Annotated in this window: 15 protein-coding genes; 11 read left to right on the top strand and 4 right to left on the bottom strand. The window is 72.8% G+C overall.

Annotated features, from left to right (window positions below; all coding sequences use genetic code 11):
• Nucleotides 1-19: 19 nt before the first annotated feature.
• Nucleotides 20-394, bottom strand: coding sequence for a hypothetical protein (locus OV079_RS06745; RefSeq protein ID WP_267766918.1), 375 nt, complete (start codon nucleotides 392-394; stop codon nucleotides 20-22).
• A 582-nt stretch (nucleotides 395-976) separates the two neighbouring features.
• On the opposite strand from OV079_RS06745, the gene OV079_RS06740 reads away from it, so the two are divergent.
• Both OV079_RS06740 and OV079_RS06735 read left to right on the top strand, forming a co-directional pair.
• Entirely contained in the window at nucleotides 977-4,039 is a 3,063-nt protein-coding gene (locus tag OV079_RS06740; RefSeq protein ID WP_267766917.1) for an ATP-binding protein, read from the top strand.
• A 67-nt stretch (nucleotides 4,040-4,106) separates the two neighbouring features.
• Entirely contained in the window at nucleotides 4,107-4,721 is a 615-nt protein-coding gene (locus OV079_RS06735) for a hypothetical protein (protein ID WP_267766916.1), read from the top strand.
• Between the two features lie 79 nt (nucleotides 4,722-4,800).
• Here the strand turns inward: OV079_RS06735 and OV079_RS06730 are convergent, their stop codons facing one another.
• Nucleotides 4,801-5,481, bottom strand: coding sequence for a hypothetical protein (locus OV079_RS06730; protein ID WP_267766915.1), 681 nt, complete (start codon nucleotides 5,479-5,481; stop codon nucleotides 4,801-4,803).
• Between OV079_RS06730 and OV079_RS06725 the strand changes: the two genes are divergently transcribed.
• Together OV079_RS06725 and OV079_RS06720 are read left to right on the top strand one after the other, a co-directional pair.
• Nucleotides 5,480-6,682, top strand: a complete 1,203-nt coding sequence (locus tag OV079_RS06725; protein ID WP_267766913.1) for an OmpA family protein — start codon at nucleotides 5,480-5,482, stop codon at nucleotides 6,680-6,682. The genes OV079_RS06730 and OV079_RS06725 overlap by 2 nt on opposite strands.
• A gap of 217 nt (nucleotides 6,683-6,899) precedes the next feature.
• Nucleotides 6,900-7,601 (top strand): hypothetical protein, encoded by a 702-nt coding sequence (locus OV079_RS06720; RefSeq protein ID WP_267766912.1) that lies wholly within the window; start codon nucleotides 6,900-6,902, stop codon nucleotides 7,599-7,601.
• Between the two features lie 463 nt (nucleotides 7,602-8,064).
• On the opposite strand, the gene OV079_RS06715 is transcribed toward OV079_RS06720, so the two are convergent.
• Nucleotides 8,065-8,868 (bottom strand): YIP1 family protein, encoded by an 804-nt coding sequence (locus OV079_RS06715; RefSeq protein ID WP_267766911.1) that lies wholly within the window; start codon nucleotides 8,866-8,868, stop codon nucleotides 8,065-8,067.
• 88 nt (nucleotides 8,869-8,956) lie between these two features.
• Between OV079_RS06715 and OV079_RS06710 the strand changes: the two genes are divergently transcribed.
• From OV079_RS06710 to OV079_RS06695, 4 genes are all read left to right on the top strand, one after another.
• Nucleotides 8,957-9,619 carry a class I SAM-dependent methyltransferase gene (locus OV079_RS06710; protein WP_267766910.1) on the top strand — a complete coding sequence of 221 codons (663 nt, stop codon included), beginning with the start codon at nucleotides 8,957-8,959 and terminating at the stop codon, nucleotides 9,617-9,619.
• 2 nt (nucleotides 9,620-9,621) lie between these two features.
• Entirely contained in the window at nucleotides 9,622-10,434 is an 813-nt protein-coding gene (locus OV079_RS06705) for a TatD family hydrolase (RefSeq protein ID WP_267766909.1), read from the top strand.
• Nucleotides 10,435-10,603: 169 nt separating this feature from the next.
• Nucleotides 10,604-11,275: a 50S ribosomal protein L3 gene (gene rplC, locus OV079_RS06700; protein ID WP_267766908.1), complete on the top strand. Its 672-nt coding sequence runs from the start codon at nucleotides 10,604-10,606 to the stop codon at nucleotides 11,273-11,275.
• Nucleotides 11,276-11,371: 96 nt separating this feature from the next.
• Nucleotides 11,372-11,992, top strand: a complete 621-nt coding sequence (locus OV079_RS06695) for an RlmE family RNA methyltransferase (protein WP_267766907.1) — start codon at nucleotides 11,372-11,374, stop codon at nucleotides 11,990-11,992.
• Between the two features lie 90 nt (nucleotides 11,993-12,082).
• On the opposite strand, the gene OV079_RS06690 is transcribed toward OV079_RS06695, so the two are convergent.
• A complete protein-coding gene (locus OV079_RS06690) occupies nucleotides 12,083-13,585 on the bottom strand; it encodes an SMP-30/gluconolactonase/LRE family protein (protein WP_267766905.1) in 1,503 nt (500 codons plus the stop codon).
• A gap of 377 nt (nucleotides 13,586-13,962) precedes the next feature.
• Between OV079_RS06690 and OV079_RS06685 the strand changes: the two genes are divergently transcribed.
• The 3 genes from OV079_RS06685 to OV079_RS06675 all read left to right on the top strand — a co-directional run bounded on the left by OV079_RS06685 (nucleotide 13,963) and on the right by OV079_RS06675 (nucleotide 17,993).
• Complete coding sequence (locus tag OV079_RS06685; RefSeq protein WP_267766904.1) at nucleotides 13,963-14,280, top strand: hypothetical protein; 318 nt, start codon at nucleotides 13,963-13,965, stop codon at nucleotides 14,278-14,280.
• Nucleotides 14,281-14,382: 102 nt separating this feature from the next.
• Nucleotides 14,383-16,248: a translational GTPase TypA gene (typA, locus tag OV079_RS06680; RefSeq protein WP_267766903.1), complete on the top strand. Its 1,866-nt coding sequence runs from the start codon at nucleotides 14,383-14,385 to the stop codon at nucleotides 16,246-16,248.
• A gap of 194 nt (nucleotides 16,249-16,442) precedes the next feature.
• Nucleotides 16,443-17,993: a hypothetical protein gene (locus tag OV079_RS06675; RefSeq protein WP_267766902.1), complete on the top strand. Its 1,551-nt coding sequence runs from the start codon at nucleotides 16,443-16,445 to the stop codon at nucleotides 17,991-17,993.
• The last annotated feature ends 103 nt before the right edge of the window (nucleotides 17,994-18,096 follow it).

Below are 18,096 nucleotides of genomic sequence, written 5' to 3'. Positions count from 1 at the left end.
GCGGACGCCTCCGCGCGGATCAGCCCCACACCACCATCGAGCGCTGCGCGCCGAGGCTGCACGTGATGCGGTCCGAGCCCGGACCGGACCGCCACGGCCCCAGACGCTCGCCGTGCCACCAGCAGCGCACCTTCAGGCGCCACTTCACCCCGGGCGTGCCGGCGCAATTCGTGGCCCCCCAATCCTCGGCCCAGCGGTTGCTGCACGTCAGGCCGTGCTGCGATTGCATCGAGCTCCCGCCGCGCGCGGCCGCCGGCTCCGCCTCGCTCGTCGCGGTCCCGTCCCATTCGTCCGCGTCGTCGCCGAATGTCTGCACCTCCTCGCAGCCCGGCGAGACCATCAATGGCAGCAGTCCCACGAACGCGAACCCGCGACGACAGCGACGAATCTCCATGGCGTGTCCTCTCCCCGGCCGCCCCGCGCTCGCGCCTCGCCCCGCGACGTCGCCAGCGCCTCGGCGAAGGCTATCGAGGCACCCCGCACCTGCCAGTCCGCCCCCGCCGCCTCGCGGTCGGCGGACGGCCCGCCGGCGCCTCGGCCCCGACATCGACCCACTTCTCCCCGCCTCGCGCGCCCGCGCGAGCCCGCCTCGCCCCGGCGCTCACGCCCACGCCGCCCTGAGCAGCCCGCGCCGCTCCGACATCGAGCGACCCCGCGCCCGCCGCCTCGCCGCATGACCTCCAGGACATGTCCCAGTCAACATGTCCATTCAAGCATGTCTTAAAAACCATACAACCGTCTTCCGCCCCGCGGCCGCCGGCCTCGCCGCCCCCACGCGATCGAGCTCGCCGACCGCAGCCAAGAGCGGCCGCGACGGCCTCGTTCGACCTCGCCGAGCGTGGTTCCGTGCGCGCCGGGCGGGGGCGGCGGGCCCGCCCGCCGGTCGGCGTCGCGGCCGCGAGGACCCGGGCGCGGCCGACCTCCTCCCTCGTCGTCCGCTCGAACAACCTGCCCGCATCACGTATTCTTGGCGGGCGTGCTGCCTGGGGCCGAGTTCACCGAGTTGATGGACGACGCGCTCCTCGTCGTCTCGCCGGCCGGCGCCGTCGAGGCCGCCAACGCCGCCGCCGAGCGCTTGCTCGGGGCCGAGCGCGCCGCCCTGATCGGCCGCGACCTCGCCAGCCTGCTGCCGCACTCCGCGCTCGACCAGGCCTGTCGAGGCATCGACGAGGTCCGCTTATGCACCGACGACGGCCGCGGCACCCGGCTCTCCGTGCGCGTCGTCCCGCGTCCCGAGGGCGCCTGGATCGTCCTCCGCCCCGAGCCCGCGCCGCTCGTCGCCCCCGACCTGAAGTCCGACCAGCACCTCCGCGCGCTCCTCAGCCACGCCCCGGTCGTGCTGTTCGCCTGCGACGCCCGCGGCGTCCTCACCTTGAACGAGCCCCACGGCCTCAGCCCGCTGCGCCCGCACCCCGGCGACGACGTCGGCCGCTCGATCTTCGAGACCTACGGCGACATCCCATGGGTGGTCGACGCCGCCCACCGGGCGCTCGCCGGCGAATCGTTGACGGCGGTCGGCGCCCTGCGCGGCGTGCTCTACGAGGCTCACTACAGCCCGATCCGCGTCGACGGCGTGGTGCAGGGCTTCATCGGCGTCGCCCTCGACGTCACCGAGCGCGAGCAGACGATCGCGCGCTACGCCAGCCAGCAGGCGGTCTTCAAGTACGTGCTGGCCAACGTCCCGCAGGCGATCTTCTGGAAGGACCGCGACTCGCGCTACCTCGGCTGCAACCAGCACTTCCTCCAGAGCACCCGCTTCACCAGCCTCGAGGAGGTGATCGGCAAGACCGACTACGAAGTCGTCGCCTCGCGCGAGGAGGCCGATTTCTTCCGCATGATGGACGACAAGGTCATGCGCAGCGGCGTCCCGATCCTCAACATCGAGGAGCCGCTGCGCTTGTCCGACGGCACCGACTCGTACCTCTTGACCAGCAAGGTCCCGATCCGCGACGACAGCGGCGAGGTCACCGGCCTCCTCGGCATCCACGTCGACATCACCGAGCGCAAGCGCATGGAGCTCGAGCTGCAGCGGGCCAAGGAGGCCGCCGACGCCGCGCTGCGGGCCAAGAGCGAGTTCCTCACCACCATCAGCCACGAGCTGCGGACCCCGCTCGCGCTGATCCTCGGCCCGCTCGAGTCGCTGCTCGCCGGCGCCGACGATCTGCGCGGCGAGCAGGCGCGGTCCGCCTTGACTCGCATGTGGCGCAACGCCTCGCGGCTCGGCCGGCTCGTCGACGACATCCTCGACTATCAAAAGCTCGAGGCCGGCAAGCTGCGGCCGACCTGGGAGCCGGTCGACGTCCGCGGCCTCGTGCTCGACATCGTCCTCGACGCCGAGCCGGCCGCCCAGGCCGCGGGCATCGACCTGCGGCACGCGCTGGCGGACGACCTCGGGGTCGTCCCGCTCGACCGGCGCATGTTCGAGAAGATCCTGCTCAACCTCCTCGGCAACGCCCTCAAGTTCACCCCCGCCGGCGGCGCCGTCACCGTCGCGCTCGCCGGCGATCGCGGGCGGCTGCACCTCACCGTCCGCGACACCGGCCCCGGCATCGCCCCCGACGAGCACGAGCGGGTGTTCCAGCGCTTCGAGCAGCTCGACAGCTCGATCAGCCGCAAGCACGAGGGCACCGGCCTCGGGCTGGCGATCGTGCGCGAGTTCGCCGCGGAGCTCGGCGGCGCCGTCGAGCTCCACAGCGCCCTCGGCCAGGGCGCCTGCTTCGTCGTCGACCTGCCGATCGACGCCGATCGCCTCGTCGACCTCGCCGCCGCGCCCGCGCCCGCCGTCGCCCCGCGCGGCCGCTTCGACGTCGTCGTCGACGACGTCCGCCCCGAGCCCGCGCCCGACCTCCCGCGCCTCCTCGTCGCCGACGACAACCCCGACATGCGCGCCTACATCGCCGCGGTCCTCGGCCCCGACTACGCCGTCGAGCTGACCGCCAACGGCCTCGACGCCCTGCAGGCCGCCCGCGCTCGCCCGCCCGACGTCATCCTCGCCGACGTCATGATGCCGGAGATGGACGGCTACGAGCTCGTCACCCGGCTCAAGCGCGACGACGACCTGCGCCACGTCCCCGTCGTCCTGCTCAGCGCCAAGGCCAGCCGCGAGGAGACCGCGCGCGGCCTCGACGTCGGCGCCGACGACTACTTGCCCAAGCCGTTCGCCGCCGTCGAGCTGCGCTCGCGCGTCCGCGCCGCGCTCCGCCTGCACCGCACCCACCTCGAGGTCGTGCGCCAGAAGCAGGCGCTCGAGCAGGCCCTGGGCGCCCTCCAGGACGCCCAGGAGCAGCTCGTGCAGTCGAGCAAGATGGCGGCCGTCGGCGCCCTCGTGGCCGGCCTCTCGCACGAGCTCAACAACCCGGTCGCGGTCATCCGCATGAGCGCGCAGATGCTGCTGCGCCGCAGCCCCCGCGATCCGTTCGTGCGCCGCGCCCTCGAGCGGATCGAGCGTCACTCGCAGCGCTGCGCCGCCCTCGTCGACGCCCTCCTCGCCTACACCCGCCGGCGCCCGCCCGGCGCCGAGCGCTGCGAGCTCGCCCAGGTGCTCCACTGGTTGGTGGAGCTCGTCCGCCCCGAGGCCGACGAGCGCGGCGTCCGCCTGATCGCCGGGTTCACCGGCGCCTCGCTGCCCGCGCTGGTGGTCCACCGCCCCTCGCTCGAGTCCGCCCTCCTCAACATCTTCGGCAACGCCGCCGACGCCACCGGCCCCGGCGGCGCGATCGAGATCGAGGCCCGCGGCGCGCCCGGCGGCGACGGCCGCGACGGCGCCGAGATCGTCATCCGCGACAGCGGCGTCGGCATCGCCGCCCACGACCTGCCGCACGTGTTCGAGCCGTTTTACACCACCAAGCCGCCCGGCAAGGGCACCGGCCTCGGCCTGTCGATGGCGCAGAAGTTCGTCCGCGCCCACGGCGGCACCATCCGCATCGACAGCGAGCTCGGTCGCGGCACCGCCGTGCGCCTCTGGCTGCCCCTGCTCCCGCCCGACGCGGCCGCGGCCGACGACCTCGCCCCCGTCCAGGCCACCGAGCAGGCCCGATGAACCGCCTCGCGCTCGTGTCGCCGGCCCGGACCGCCTATCCTCGGAGCCAGCGCCACGACCGTCCGCAATGAGGAAGACCGTCCCCCTGCTGCCGAGCCCGGGCAGCGCCCTCGTCAAGCCTGCAGCGACCGTGCTCGCTACGGCCGAACCCGTCCGTCCCGCCGCGCCCGCGCCCGGCGACTCCGACTGCGAGTGGCGGCCCTGCGACGCCGAGCTCCCCGTGGTGATGGACGCCCTCGAATCGCTGGCCAGGAGCCTCGAGCTGCACGACCGTTCGTCGGCCGCCGGCCTGCACTGGCACCTCGACGCCAGCGACATCGGCCTCTGGGTCGACATCACCGCCGAGGCGAGCGACAGCGGCACCACCGTGGGCCTGCGGATCCGCCCGGCGGCCGGCTCCTTCGCCGACAGCCCGTGGTGGCACCACGACTCCTACCTCTGGGGCGAGATCGTGTTCGGCGCCGCCATGCTGCTCGCCATGTTCGTCGTCACCGGCGACCTGTGGGTGCTCGCCTTCATCGGCCTCATGACCAGCGCCTTCTTCGTCGGCGTCCTGCTGCTCCTGGTCGTGATCCCCGAGCACCGGCGCGCGCTCGCCCAGCGGGCCTGGACCGACCGCTGGCGCCGCGACTTCTGGCCGGCCCTCGAAGCCCGCCTCCAGCAGCGCGCGCTCTACCGCTGATCCGACATGTCCTCGTGGACATGCCCGTCAGCGCATGCCCTCACGGACATGCCCCCGAGGACATGTCCCGAGAACCACCTCACAGCACGCACCCGAGCTGCACCAGCTCGGGCGGCGCCGACAGCGTCACCAGGGCGTCGACCGCCAGCGGGCCGTCCGGCGTCTCGACCTCGACGTGCACCTGCGCCGCCAGCCCGTCGACCTCCGACAGCTCGGCCAGCTCGTCGGGCGGGAACACCGGCACCACCCCGGACACCCCGCCGTCGAGCTGCTCGCAGCCGATGTAATACGACTCGCCGTCGCGCTGGTAGAAGTGTCCGGTCGGCCCGATGTCGTAGCCCTCGACGTCGACCACCACCGACACGTGCGGGTAGTACCCGCCCGGGTCGAAGCCGCCGAGCGACGGGTACAGGCCGAACATCCACAGCCCCTGCCCGCCGCACTCGAGCGGCAGCACCGCCCCGTCGACCAGCGGCGCCCCGCCCATCACCGCCAGCTCGAAGAACGGCGCCGGCGCGTCGCGCTCGAACCCCTGGCAGTACGCCACCGGCTCCGACGTCGTCGACGACGCCTCCGTCGACGTCACCCCGCTCGACGTCGTCGGCGCCTCCGTCGTGGAGTCCCCGCTCGTCGTCGAACTCGACCCGGTCCCCGCCGTCTCGCCGGTGCCGGCCGTCGCCTCGGAGGTCGCCTCGCTCGCCCCCGGCCCGCCCGAACATCCCACCACCACCACGAACCCCACGACCTGCCACCGGCGCATGCGTCCACCCTATCCGTCGCCCGGCCTCCCGACCACCCGCGCGGACGCGAGCGCGACGAGAACTCGGGTTCGTCCGTCGTCCTCGCGCTATCCTGATCGCCGAGCGTGCGACGATCCTCCGCCATCGCCTCGCTGGCCGCGCTGCTCGCCTGCAGCGGCCCGCAAGTGCCCGAGCGGCCGCAGCCGCCCCCGATCTCGGAGTGCGCCGCGATCCTGGCCACCATCCCCTACGCCGCCACCGCGATGCCCCTGCAGCTCGACCGCGACGGCGCCGCCGAGCTCGACGAGTGGATCGCCCGCGTGCGCGCCGACCCGCAGGTGCGCGTCGAGCTCGGCGTCCACATGGCCGCGGCCGCGCGCGCCGGCGCCGATCCGGCGCAGGTCTCCGCGCAGATGCGGGCCCTCGGCGCCGACCTGCTCGCGCGCGCGCGCCGAGGTCCGGCCCGCCGCGCGCGTCGGCCTGGTCGTCCACGGCGTCCCGGGCGGTCCCGCCGACGATCTGTGGGCCGGCAGCTGGGTCCAGCTGCGGCGCGTCTGTCCGCCCTTCGCCCCCGACCGCGACGCCGACGGCGTCGCCGATGCCGTCGATCGCTGCCGCGACGATCCCGAGGATCACGACCGCTTCGCCGACGACGATGGTTGTCCCGACCGCGACAACGACGGCGACGGCGTCCTCGACGCCGCGCGCTGGACCGGCAGCGAGTGGGTCAACTGCGACGGCAAGTTGGAGCGCGGCAGCCACCGCCGCGACTGCCGCGACCAGCCCGAGACCATCAACGGCGAGCAGGACGACGACGGCTGCCCCGAGGCCTTCGTCGCCGATTGCGGGCGTCTCGTCGTCCGGATCGCCTACGACCCGGTCACCCGCGAGCTCGACCCCGAGGGCTTCCTCGAGCTCGACGCCCGGCGCAAGCAGCTCGGCCAGCGCCTCTCCACCCGCGGCGTGTTCGTCCTCGAGGGCCACACCGCCGCCGGCATGCCGCCCGCCGAGGCGCGCCAGCTCGGCCTCGACATGGCCGACAAGGCGCGCGCCGCCTTGATCGATCGCGGCTTCGTCCATCACACCCTCGAGGTGCGCAGCAGCGGCGCCGACCAGCCGATCGCCGACAACGACAGCGAGGAGGGTCGGCGCGCCAACCATCGCGTCGAGATCGTCGCCGGCCTCGCCTGCCTCGAGCCGTCGAGCCCGCTGTGCCCGTGAACCCGGGCAGCGCCGCGATCGCCAGGGGAACTCACCGGGTACGGACAGCGAGGCCCTCGCTCGCCCCGGTCGAACCACGAAGCGCCGTGCGCCGGCGCCTCGTCAGCGAGGCCCCCAGACCCCGCGCGTGCCCAGCGCCAGGCGACGAATTGCCGTAGATCGGCTGGCGCCGCGCGGCCCGCCCGGCCAAAATGGCCGCCACTCGGAGGAAGAACCCATGCTCACCACTCGTTCGAGCCTCGCCCTCGCCGTGATCCTCGCTGCTGCTTGCGGCGGCGAGGCGGCCACCAAGCCTGCCCCCGTCGAGGCCGCCAAGCCGGCCGCGCCCGCGCCCGCCGACAAGCCCGTCGAGGCCGCCCCGGCCAAGCCCGCCGAGGCGCCCGTCCTCGCCGACAGCGGCCTCGGGGTCGGCGGCAAGTTCAAGCCGTTCGAGATCGTCAACTGCGACAGCGGCGAGAAGTACTGCCAGGTCTGCAAGTTCGGCGGCAGCCCGAAGATCATGGCCGTCGGCACCCTCGAGGACGAGGCCTTCCGCAACGACATCAAGAACCTCGACGCCCTCGTCCAGAAGTACGGCGAGGACAAGATCAAGGCGTTCGCCGTCATCACCGACATCAAGGACGGCAAGGCCACCACGCCCACCGGCGACCGCGCGGCGCTCGAGGCCAAGGTCAAGGCCCTGCGCACCGAGCTCGGCGTCACCATCCCGGTGGTCGTCCCGGCCGACGAGGGCGGCAAGAACGACGCCTTCGACGGCTGGTACAACATCACCAAGAGCCGCACCGTCATGTTCGCCGACGGCCGCAACGCCGTGAAGTACTCCGGCGTCGCCCCGGCCGACCTCTCCGGCCTCAACACCGCCATCCAGGAGGTCCTCGGCGTCCCCGCCGACGCCGCCGAGCCCCCCAAGGCCGGCTGAGCGCCCGCACCTGTTGCCCTGAAAGACATGTCGCCCGGGCCATGCCCCCGGCGACATGTCTCTTTTCGTGCGCCCGGGACTCCAACACGCACGGCCCCGATTGGGCCGTGCCCCATCGGTTCTTCGCCTTCACCCGTTCGCGTCGCCTCGCGCCGCCCACGTCGCTTCGTCGCCCGCGCTCGCACGCCCCGCCCCATGTCGGTTTCGTCGCCCGCGCTCGCTCGCCCCAGGCGGTCCGTCGCCCGCGCTCGCACGCCCCGCCCCGCGTCGGTTTCTTCGCCCGCGCTCGCTCGCCCCCAGTCGGTCCGTCGCCCGCGCTCGCTCGCCCCGCCCCAGTCGGTCCGTCGCCCGCGCTCTCTCGCGTCGCCCGACCCCATGTCCCTCAGAACATGTCCCTCAGAACATGCCCCTCTGGCCATGCCCCTCCCGACATGTCTGTCCCGACATGTCCCTCCCGCCAGCCTCAGGGCACCAGGTACGGCAGCCCCGGCGGCGGCGCGTAGCCGGGCAGCTCGCCGAGCGTGAGCACGGCGCGGAGCGCCTGCGTCGCCGCGAACATGGCAGCCGGCACCAGCGCGACCACGAACCCGCGGATCGCCGGGATCTGGTGCGTCCCCGTGAGCGCGTTGCCGGCGACCACGAACGTCATCAGGGTCAGCGCCCCCAGCCCGCCGAGGTAGACCGGCAGCGTCAGCTGCCCCAGGTACAGCGGCAGGTCGAGCAGCGCGACCCCCAGCAGCGCGGGCGCCAGGGCGTAGCCGGTGGCCCGCAGGGTCGCCGCGATCGAGCGCGGCGCCCCGCCGGTCAGCGCCAGGGCCACGTGGGTGGCGATCCCCAGGCTCGCGTACAGGAGCGGCACCCCGACCGGCGCCATCAGCAGCAACCAGAGCGACAGCGCCTCGACCAGGTGCGCGTCGAACAGCGGGATCCCCTCGTGGACCGCGGCTGTCGGGCCTGCAATGCCCAGCGTCACCAGCAGCGCCGCCCACAGCGGCAATCTCACCGTCAGCAGCAGCCGCAGCGCCGCTCCGTGGTCGACTGGTTCATGGACGTGTTGAAAGCTCCGGCGCGGCCGCAGCAGCAGCGCCGCCAGCGAGCGACGCACCCGCCAGCCCCAGCCCGGCAGCGCCGCGGCCGACCCGCCTTCGGCCTCGCGCGGCCACTCCACCGGCAGCGCGCTCCAGAGCACGCCCGAGTCGGCCAGCAGCTCGCGACCCTTCGCTTCCTGGCGGACGCGCGCCGCGCTCGCTGTTCCGGGCTCAGCCATCGGCCGCGGAGTGTAGCCGACTCGGGCCGTCCTCGAACTGGACTCGGGCACTTCCCGCGGGGCCGGGCTCGCGCGTAAGCTGACGGACATGTACCGCCCCCTCCTCGCCGCCGTGCTCGTGGTCGCTGCCGTCGGGTGTCGCAAGCGCGAGGTCGTCGCCGACATGGACTACGACGACCCCAAGGCGGCGATCGCCACCATGGAGAGCGAGGGGCGCGAGTCGTGGGAGATGCCCGACCGGATCGTCCGCGCCCTCCCGATCCCCGACAAGGGCGCGGTGATCGCCGACATCGGCGCCGGCTCCGGCTACTTCTCGCGCCGCCTGGCCCAGCAGGTCCCGACCGGCACCGTCTACGCCGTCGACATCGACGACGAGTTCCGCTCCCACATCGAGTCGCAGCGCGAGAGCTGGGGCACCCCCAACATCCAGCCGCACCTCGCCTTCTACGACGACCCGGCGCTGCCCGAGAAGGCCATCGACCTGGTCTTCGTCGCCAACACCTACGCCTATCTGCGCGACCGCGTGCGTTACTTCAAGAAGGTCCACCAGGCGCTCAAGCCCGGCGGTCACCTGGCGATCGTCGACTTTCGGCCCGACGCGCAGCCGCCGGAGAAGTTCGCACCTGACCCGAAGTACAGGCTCTCGCGCGACGCCATCGTCGCCGAGCTCGCCCAGGCCGGCTTCGCCCTCGAGCGCGAAGAGGACTTCCTCCCGCACCAGTACTTCCTCATCTTCGCCATGAACCCTTGATCATGCCCGCGCAGCGTCCGCCCCGTTTCCCTGGCCTCGTCGACACCCACTGCCACCTCGACTACCCGCCGATGATCGACGACCTCGCCGCCACCTTGCAGCGGGCCGCCGACGCCGGCGTCGTGCAGATGATCCACGTCGGCTGCTCGCGCGCCAGCGCCCCGCGGGCCGTCGCCCTGGTCGCCCCGCACGCCCACCTCTTCGCCGCCGTCGGCATCCACCCGCACGACGCCAAGGAGGCCGACGAGGCCGCCCTGGCCGAGATCGCCGCCCTCGCCCGCGACGCCAAGGTCGTCGCCGTCGGCGAGACCGGCCTCGACTACCACTACGACAACAGCACGCCCGACGCGCAAAAACGCGCCCTGGCCGCCCACCGCGAGATCGCCCGCGAGCTCGACAAGCCGCTCGTCCTGCACATCCGCGACGCCCACGCCGACGCCCTCGCCATCCTCGACGACGCCCCGGCCCTCCCGCGCGGCGGCGTCGTCCACTGCTTCACCGGCACCCCCGCCGAGGCCGAGCAGTGGCTGGCCCGCGGCTACCTCCTGTCCTTCTCCGGCATCGCCACCTTCCCGCAGGCCGAGGGCCTGCGCGACGCGGCCCGCCTGTGCCCCGCCGATCGCCTGCTGCTCGAGACCGACGCCCCGTACCTGGCCCCTGTGCCCGTGCGCGGCCGCAAGAACGAGCCGGCCAACGTCGCCTTCACCTGCGCGCACCTCGCCGGCGTCCGCCGCGAGGATCCGGCCGCCCTGGCGGTGCAGGCCGGGGCCAACGCCCGCGCCTTCTTCCGCTTGCCGGCCCCCGCCAGCGCGTGAGGCAAATCCGCCGCCGCCCCGGTCCCGGCGCGCCCGCAGGTTGACGCCCGGCGCGATCGCGGGCACCTTCCCCGTCCCTGCGGCGCCTCGCTCTTCGCTGATTCCAACGTGAAGGAAGCCGCGCGCGCAGTTCCTCGTACGGCCCTTCGGGCCTGAGTTCCGGAGCCAAATGAACTTCCAGATCGGTCTCATCGCCAAAAAGCTTGGAATGACGCAGGTGTTCAAGGACGAGGGCGACCGCGTCCCCGTCACCGTCCTGCACGTCACCGGCAACACCGTCACCGCCCACCGCACCGCCGAGCGCGACACGTACACGGCCCTGCAGGTCGGCTTCGCCGAGAAGAAGGCCAACCGCGCCAGCAAGCCCGAGAAGGGCGCCGCCGAGGCCGCCAAGGTCGGCACCTTCTACGTCCACAAGGAGTTCCGCGTCCCCGCCGCGGCGCTCGCCGCCCACCCGGTCGGCAGCCAGCTCGGCGCCGACCTGTTCAAGGAGGGCGCCCGCGTCGACATCACCGGCACCTCCAAGGGCAAGGGCTACCAGGGCGTCATCAAGCGCCACAACATGGAGGGCGAGAAGAACAGCCACGGCCAGCACGAGTTCTTCCGCCACGGCGGCTCGATCGGCTGCCGCAAGACCCCCGGCCGCGTCCACCGCGGCAAGCGCATGACCGGCCACATGGGCCACGAGCGCGTCACCCTGCAGAACCTCGAGGTCGTCAAGATCGACGCCGAGCGCGGCCTGGTCCTCGTGCGCGGCCCGATCCCCGGCCCCAACAACGGCTTCGTGACCATCCGCGCCGCCGTCAAGCCCGCCATCAAGGCCGGCAACAACAAGGGCTGAGACCCCTGCTCCGAAGGCCCTGTCCTTCGAGACATGTCCTTGGAGCCACCTCCCTCGAGCCGGCCACGCGCCGGCTCGGCTGCTTAGCCGCACGCCATGACCCGCCACCGCCTCAGCGACAAGGCCCACCGCAACGACGCCGCCTACCTGCGCGCCAAGCAAGAGAACTACGCCGCGCGCGCGGTCTACAAGCTCGAGGAGATCGACAAGCGGTTCCACATCCTGCGCCAGGGCGCGCGGGTGCTCGACCTCGGCTGCTGGCCCGGCTCGTGGATCCAGTACGCCGGCGACCGCGTGACCGAGACCGGCTACGTCCTCGGCATCGACCTCAAGCCGGTGGTGCTCAGCTTCCCGGCCCACGTCGAGCACCGCGTCGCCGACGTGTTCGAGTGGACCCCCGGCCCCGATCTGCAGCCGTTCGACGTCGTCCTCAGCGACATGGCTCCGCACACCACCGGCGACCGCCACACCGACGTCGTCCGCAGCGAGGGCCTGGCCGAGCGCGCCCTCGACATCGCCTGCATGGTCCTGCGGCCCGGCGGCCACTGCGTCGCCAAGGTGTTCCAGGGCGGCGGCTTCGGCGAGCTGCTCAAGCGCTTCCGCGCCACCTTCCAGGAGGCGCGCCCCTACCACGCCAAGAACTCGCGCACCACCAGCACCGAGCAGTACCTGGTCGGCCGCGGCCTCAAGGCCAACGCCACCGTCCGCCGGCCCTGACGGGCGCACAGGACATGTCCTTCGAGACATGTCCCGACGCACCGCGCCGCCGGGACATGTCCTCCGCGACATGCCCCGAGCGCCCGCCCGTCACAGCCCGGTCGGCAGCGGCCACGACTGCAGCGCCCCGGCGTTCAAATACTTCACCGGCGTGAACCACAGCGCCCCGCTCGGGCTGACCGCCACCCGGCCCTTCGCCGGCATGGTCGCGAACGGCAGGGCCGCGCCGGTGAACGGGTGGACGCGCACCACCTCGAGCGTCGACAGGCTGGCGTACACGTGGCCGTCGAACGCGTCGTGGCTGAGGCCCGTGACGTCCGCCATCACGTCGACCACGAACTCGGCCTCGTGCGTGACCACGTTGAAGCGGTACAGCTCGCCCTCGAGCAGCGCCACGAGGTTGTGCACCGGGCTGACCGGCGCGCTCGCGCTGACCCGGGCGTCGAAGGTGTAGAGCGAGTCGACCGTGCCGGCCTCCAGGTCGGCGCTGCTGTAGTCGCCGTCGCCGACGGCGTTGCCGACATACAGCACCCGGTTCTCGCCCCAGGTCAGCCCCTGCGGCCCGCCGTCGAGGTGCATCTGTCCGAACGGACCTGTCCCTTGGGTCGGCTCGGCGTAGATCACGATCGGCAGCGGCATCACCGGATCGTCCTCGACCAGGCGGGCCACCCCGCGCGCGCTCGGGTTGTTGGCGCACGAGCCGCACGACGGGCAGCAGATGTACGTCAGCGCCACCTCGCCGTTGCCCTCGACCGGGCTGGGCGGCGTCGCCGCGGCCGTCAGCGCCGGTGAGCCCGCCGCCCGCGGGATCACCAGGTTTCGCAGCACCCGCACCTCGCCGAGGTCGTAGTCCCCGATCGCCCCGAACGCCTCCATCTCGCCCGCCGACGACATCCGGCGCACGAACTCCTGCCCGCCGCTGACCGTCACCGCCCACGCGGTGCAGTCGTCGGCGAAGTCGAGCGCCGAGATGTCGGCCGAGAACGGCCCGTTGAGCAGGTCGGCCGGCGGATCGCCGCAGCTCGGCGTGCGCTCGCAGCTGCACTGGGTGCCCCAGCAGCGCCCGTCGTCCGTGCACGCCACGTCGAGGCACGGCGCCACCGCGATGCACCCGCCCTGGCCGTCGCATGCGCTCCCGGGCCCGCACTCGGCCGAGTCACACGCCGCGCTCGGCCCGGCCAGAGTGCAACCGTCGCCGCCGTCCTTGCACTCGCCGCTGATCACGTCGCACACCTGCCCCGGCCCGCACGCGTCCGCCTGCCCCTGGCAGCCGCTCACGCACTCGCCCGCGATGCACTGCTGATGCGGCTGCGTGCAGTCCTGGCAGCCCACCGCGCTCGTGGTCGTCGGCGCAGTCGTCCCCGCCGTCGTCGCCTCGCCGGTCGACTCGCTGTCCCCGCCCGCGGTCGTCGGCGCGGTCGTCCCCGCCGTCGTCGTCGTCGGCTCCGTCGCGGTGCTCGCCTCGGTCGCCGTCGTGATCGGGCTGCTCGCCGATCCACTCGCCGCGGAGTCCCCCCGCCCGTCGTCGCCGCAGCCCAGCACCGCCCAGGCCGCCGCCGTCGCCACCCCTGTCCGAACCCTGCGCATCGCCATCGAGCCATGCTACCGGGCCCTGCGCTCGCGGCGCTCTTCGTTTCGCCGACCACCACGGTCGCGCCCGGCGGGGTCCGGCGATCTGCGCTTCCATGTCGGGTAACCGCGCGCTCTTGTTTCGGCGTCCGCGACGCCTGCCGAGGCGATCTCCCTGTCCCGAAGACCAGCTCGGCGCGCTGCCGCTCCCCGCCCTTCGCGCCGTTCCAGGCGCGTCTCCGCCCCGACCCTGAAACGGCCCGCGGGCCGCTACAGGGGCTTATCTGCTCGTCCGCGCAGTTTTGCGCGGCGCGAGTGGTTTGTCTGCCTCTGATCAAGAGTTCAGGGCAGCCTCGGTGATCGCTGGACACTGATTGGGTGTTCAGTACAGATCCGATCCCATGCAACGCCGACGCCGACTGCGGATCACCCCCACGCCGGTCCGTGGATCACCGTCTCCGGACGACCCAGGTCTGCCGGACGTCGCGCCGCGGCCCGAGCCCGAGCCGGAGCGCGCGCCGCCCGAGCCGAACGGGCCGGATCTGCCCGCCCCGGTGCCTCCGCGCGATCCCCGCGACTGCCTGGGTTCTTCCCTGGCCGAGCCGCACCTGTGGGCCGTCATGCGGGCCCAGATCGACGCCGATCGCCGGAGGACGGCCGCTTTCGCGGCTGCGCGCCGACCGAGCCGACCCCTGTTCGCCCCCGATTCACTCCTGTGACCGTCCTGTCGCCGGAGAATAAGCCCGTGCCGCTCACATCGGGCCGACTTGCCAGCGCAGCGCCGCCGGGTTTACTTCCCGCCGCCGCCCAAAACGGCGTCTATGGCCGCCCCGCAGCAGATTCGTAACCTCGCGATCATCGCCCACGTCGACCACGGCAAGACCACGCTGGTCGACGCACTACTCACTTCAGCAGGCGCGCTCGACCGCGGAGAAGGTCAGATCGAGCGCGCGATGGACAGCGGCGATCTCGAGAAAGAGCGCGGCATCACCATCACCAGCAAGCCGACCAGCGTCACCTACGGCGACGTGCGGATCAACCTCGTCGACACGCCCGGGCACGCCGACTTCGGCGGCGAGGTCGAGCGCGTGCTCAACATGGTCGACGCCGTCCTCGTGGTCGTCGACGCCTTCGAGGGGCCGATGCCGCAGACGCGGTTCGTCACCGAGAAGGCCGTCGCGCTGGGCCTCAAGATCCTCCTCGTCGTCAACAAGATCGACCGGCCCGGCGCCGAGCCGCACAAGACCGTCGACGCCACCTTCGACCTGCTCGCCGGCATCGGTGCGAGCGAAGAGCAGCTCGACTTCCCGGTCATCTTCTGCAGCGCGCGCGAGCGCTACGCGATGAGCGACCCCGCCGACGAGAAGGGTCCGATGTCGCGGATCCTCGACTTCATCGTCCAGTACGCCCCGCCGCCGGTGGTGCACGAGGGCGGCGCGGCGCTGTGGGTCTCCACCCTCGACTACGATCCGTTCCTCGGCTTCGTCGCCATCGGCCGCATTCGCAGCGGCCGGATCTCCGTCGGCGATCGTCTGGCCCAGCTGCGTCACCCGCCGCGGCCCGCCCACGGCGAGACCGCCGGTCCGCCCGTCGTCGCCGAGGTGTTCCGCGTGCGCCGCCTGCTCGGCTTCCAGGGCCTGCGTCGGTTCGAGCGCGAGTACGCCGAGGCGGGCGACCTGATCGCCATCGCCGGCATGGAGACCTTGCAGGTCGGCGACACGCTGACCACCGAGGAGCCCACCACGCGTCACGTGTTCCCGCGGCTCGACGTCGACCCGCCGACCATGACGATGCGCTTCCGCGTCAACGACGGCCCGTTCGCCGGGCGCGAGGGCAAGTGGGTCACCTCGCGCAAGCTCGCCGAGCGGCTCGAGCGCGAGGTCCGTTCCAACGTCGCCCTGCGCGTCAGCCCCGGCGAGACCGCCGAGGAGTTCGAGGTCGCCGGTCGCGGCGAGCTCCACCTCGGCGTCCTCATCGAGACCATGCGGCGCGAGGGCTACGAGCTGTGCGTCTCGCGGCCCAAGGTCATCCTCCGCCGCAACGAGAACGACGAGCTCGAGGAGCCCTACGAGAACCTGATCATCCAGTGCGATCAGGACTACAGCGGCTCGATCATCGAGAAGCTGAGCCAGCGCGGCGGCGAGCTGCGGGCCATGGACAGCGCCGGTCCCGGCCGCACCCGCCTCGAGATGCGCACCCCGACGCGCAGCCTGATCGGCTACCGCAGCGAGATGCTCACCGACACCCGCGGCACCGGCATCATGGCCGCCACCTTCGCCGGCTACGGCCCCTACCTCGGCCCCCGGAAGACCCGCCCGCGCGGCGTCCTCATCGTCATGGAGCCCGGCGAGACCTTCGCCTACTCCCTCGGTCGCCTGCAGGACCGCGGCGTGCTCTTCATCGGCGATCACGTCCAGGTCTACGCCGGCCAGATCCTCGGCGAGCACAGCCGCGAGAACGACCTCGTCGTCAATCCGTGCATCGCCAAGAAGTTCACCAACATCCGCAGCGCCGGCGCCGACGAGAAGATCTTCCTGACCCCTCCGCTCGAGCGCAGCCTCGAGCAGGCGCTCGCGTACATCGAGGATGACGAGCTGCTCGAGGTCACCCCGAAGAGCCTGCGCCTGCGCAAGCGCGACCTCGACCACAACCGCCGCAAGCGCGAGGCCAAGGCCGCCGCGGGCTGAGCCGACCTCGACCCCGCGCACGCGACGAAGCGCGACCCTCTTCCCACAGAGGGTCGCGCTTTTTCTTCGCCCCGCGAGCGACGAAGTCACCGCAGCGCAGCGCATGACAGAGTCCTTCCTTCGGAAGGCCGCTTTTTCCCGGACTGCGAGCGACGCCCGCAACGCCGGCCCGGCCGTTGTATCGTCCAGCGCAGATGTTCGCTTCGATCCCGGTCACGCCGCGCCGTCGCTCGCAAGGCGCGGGTCGAAGCCTGGTGCTCCTCCTCGTCCTGCTCGCGGCCTGCCGGCGCAGCGCCGAGACCGCGGCTCCCGCCAGCGTCGACGCCCCCCAGGACAAGCCGACGAGCGAGCTACGGCGGACCTACGACCTCCCGGCCGCCGACGCCCCCTGGACCGCGCAGGACTATCAAAGAGCCCGCGACGGCCTCGTCCGCCTCGAGCGCGAGCGCCCCGATCTGCTTCCGCGCCTCGACGGGCCCGACGCCGGATGGCTCCGAAAGCTCGTCGCCCTCGACGCCATCGACGCCGCCGTCCGCAATACCGCCAGCCCCGACGAGCTCACCGCGCTGCACCTGGCCCTCGCCGACATCCTGCAGCTCTACGCCGCCCGGGCGCTCACGCGCGGCGAATTCGGACCCGAGTACCTCGCCGTCGTCGCGGCCTTTTTTGAAGAGTCCGCCCTTCGCGTCGACCGACTCGCGAGCGACGACGCCTCTCGCCGCAGCTTCGTCGAGGCCCGCTTTCACCTCGCGCGGGGCGTCCACGACGTCCTCGCCAGCGCCCTCTCCCTCCCGGATACCATCGCTCCTGCCGCCGCGGTCGCCACCTTCGCTCCGCTCGGCGACCTCGTCGCTCCGTGGTTCCTCCCCGAGGAGCGCGACCGGATCCTCGACCTCGCCGATCGCCTCGCAGCCGTCGACGTCCCCGCCACCGAGCTCGCCGCGTTGCGCACCGCCTTCGCCCCCGATCGCGAGCCGCACCCGCGCGTCGACGCCCTCGCCGAGGAGCTCCGCGAGCACCTCGAGCAGCAGGAGGCCGTGCTCGCCGCGGTCGCGGCCGGGGCTCTCCAGCCGGTCGAGGTCGGGCGCGAGGGCTCGCAGGTCCGCTGGGCCTTCCCCGACGTGGGCTTCTCCGCCGTCTTCCCCCGGCGGCCCAACGCGCAGCGCCAGAGCTTCATCACTGTCGACGGCGTCGCCATGACCACCCGCATGCTCGCGCTCAAGCAGCCCGGCGACGTCTCGCGGCTCGTCACGTGCAGCGCGAGGGCCAGGCCTGTCGCCGGCCGCACGCCCGCCGACGAGCTGCGCGGCATCGCCGACACCATGCGCCTCCAGGACGTGCGTGCGATCGAGGTCGAGGGCACCGCCGGCCTCGAGGGCACGCTCACCACCGACAAGGCCCACGGCCTCGTCCGCGCGGTCACCGTCGCCGACGCCACCTGCGTGATCGTCGGCGAGGTCCCGCGCGCAGGCCCGCGAGCGCGCCGAAGAGCTGCGCCGCTTCGTCGACTCGTTCCGCCCCGGTCCCGCCAGCGGCCGCTGACCGGCCGCCCCGCGAGCGCGCCGAAGAGCCGCGCCGCTTCGTCGACTCGTTCCGCCCCGGCCCTGCCAGCGGTCGCTGAACGATCCCGCCCGCTCCTTCGCGGATCTTCCTGGAAGACATGCCCGATGGAGCATGTCCATGAGACCATGTTCGATAGCACATGCTCGCCGTCGCGGCGCTGCCACGGTCGAGCCATGCGATGAAGCGTCACCGTCTCTCGTTCGAGCCTCACCGCGGGCCTCGCGTGGGACGCCTGCGTATGGCGGCCCTCCAGAGCCCTGCGCCATTCGCGCCGTTTCACATTTA

The sequence above is a fragment of the Nannocystis pusilla genome (assembly GCF_026626665.1).
GTDB lineage: Bacteria > Myxococcota_A > Polyangia > Nannocystales > Nannocystaceae > Nannocystis > Nannocystis pusilla.
This window is presented reverse-complemented; position numbering and strand designations above follow the sequence as displayed.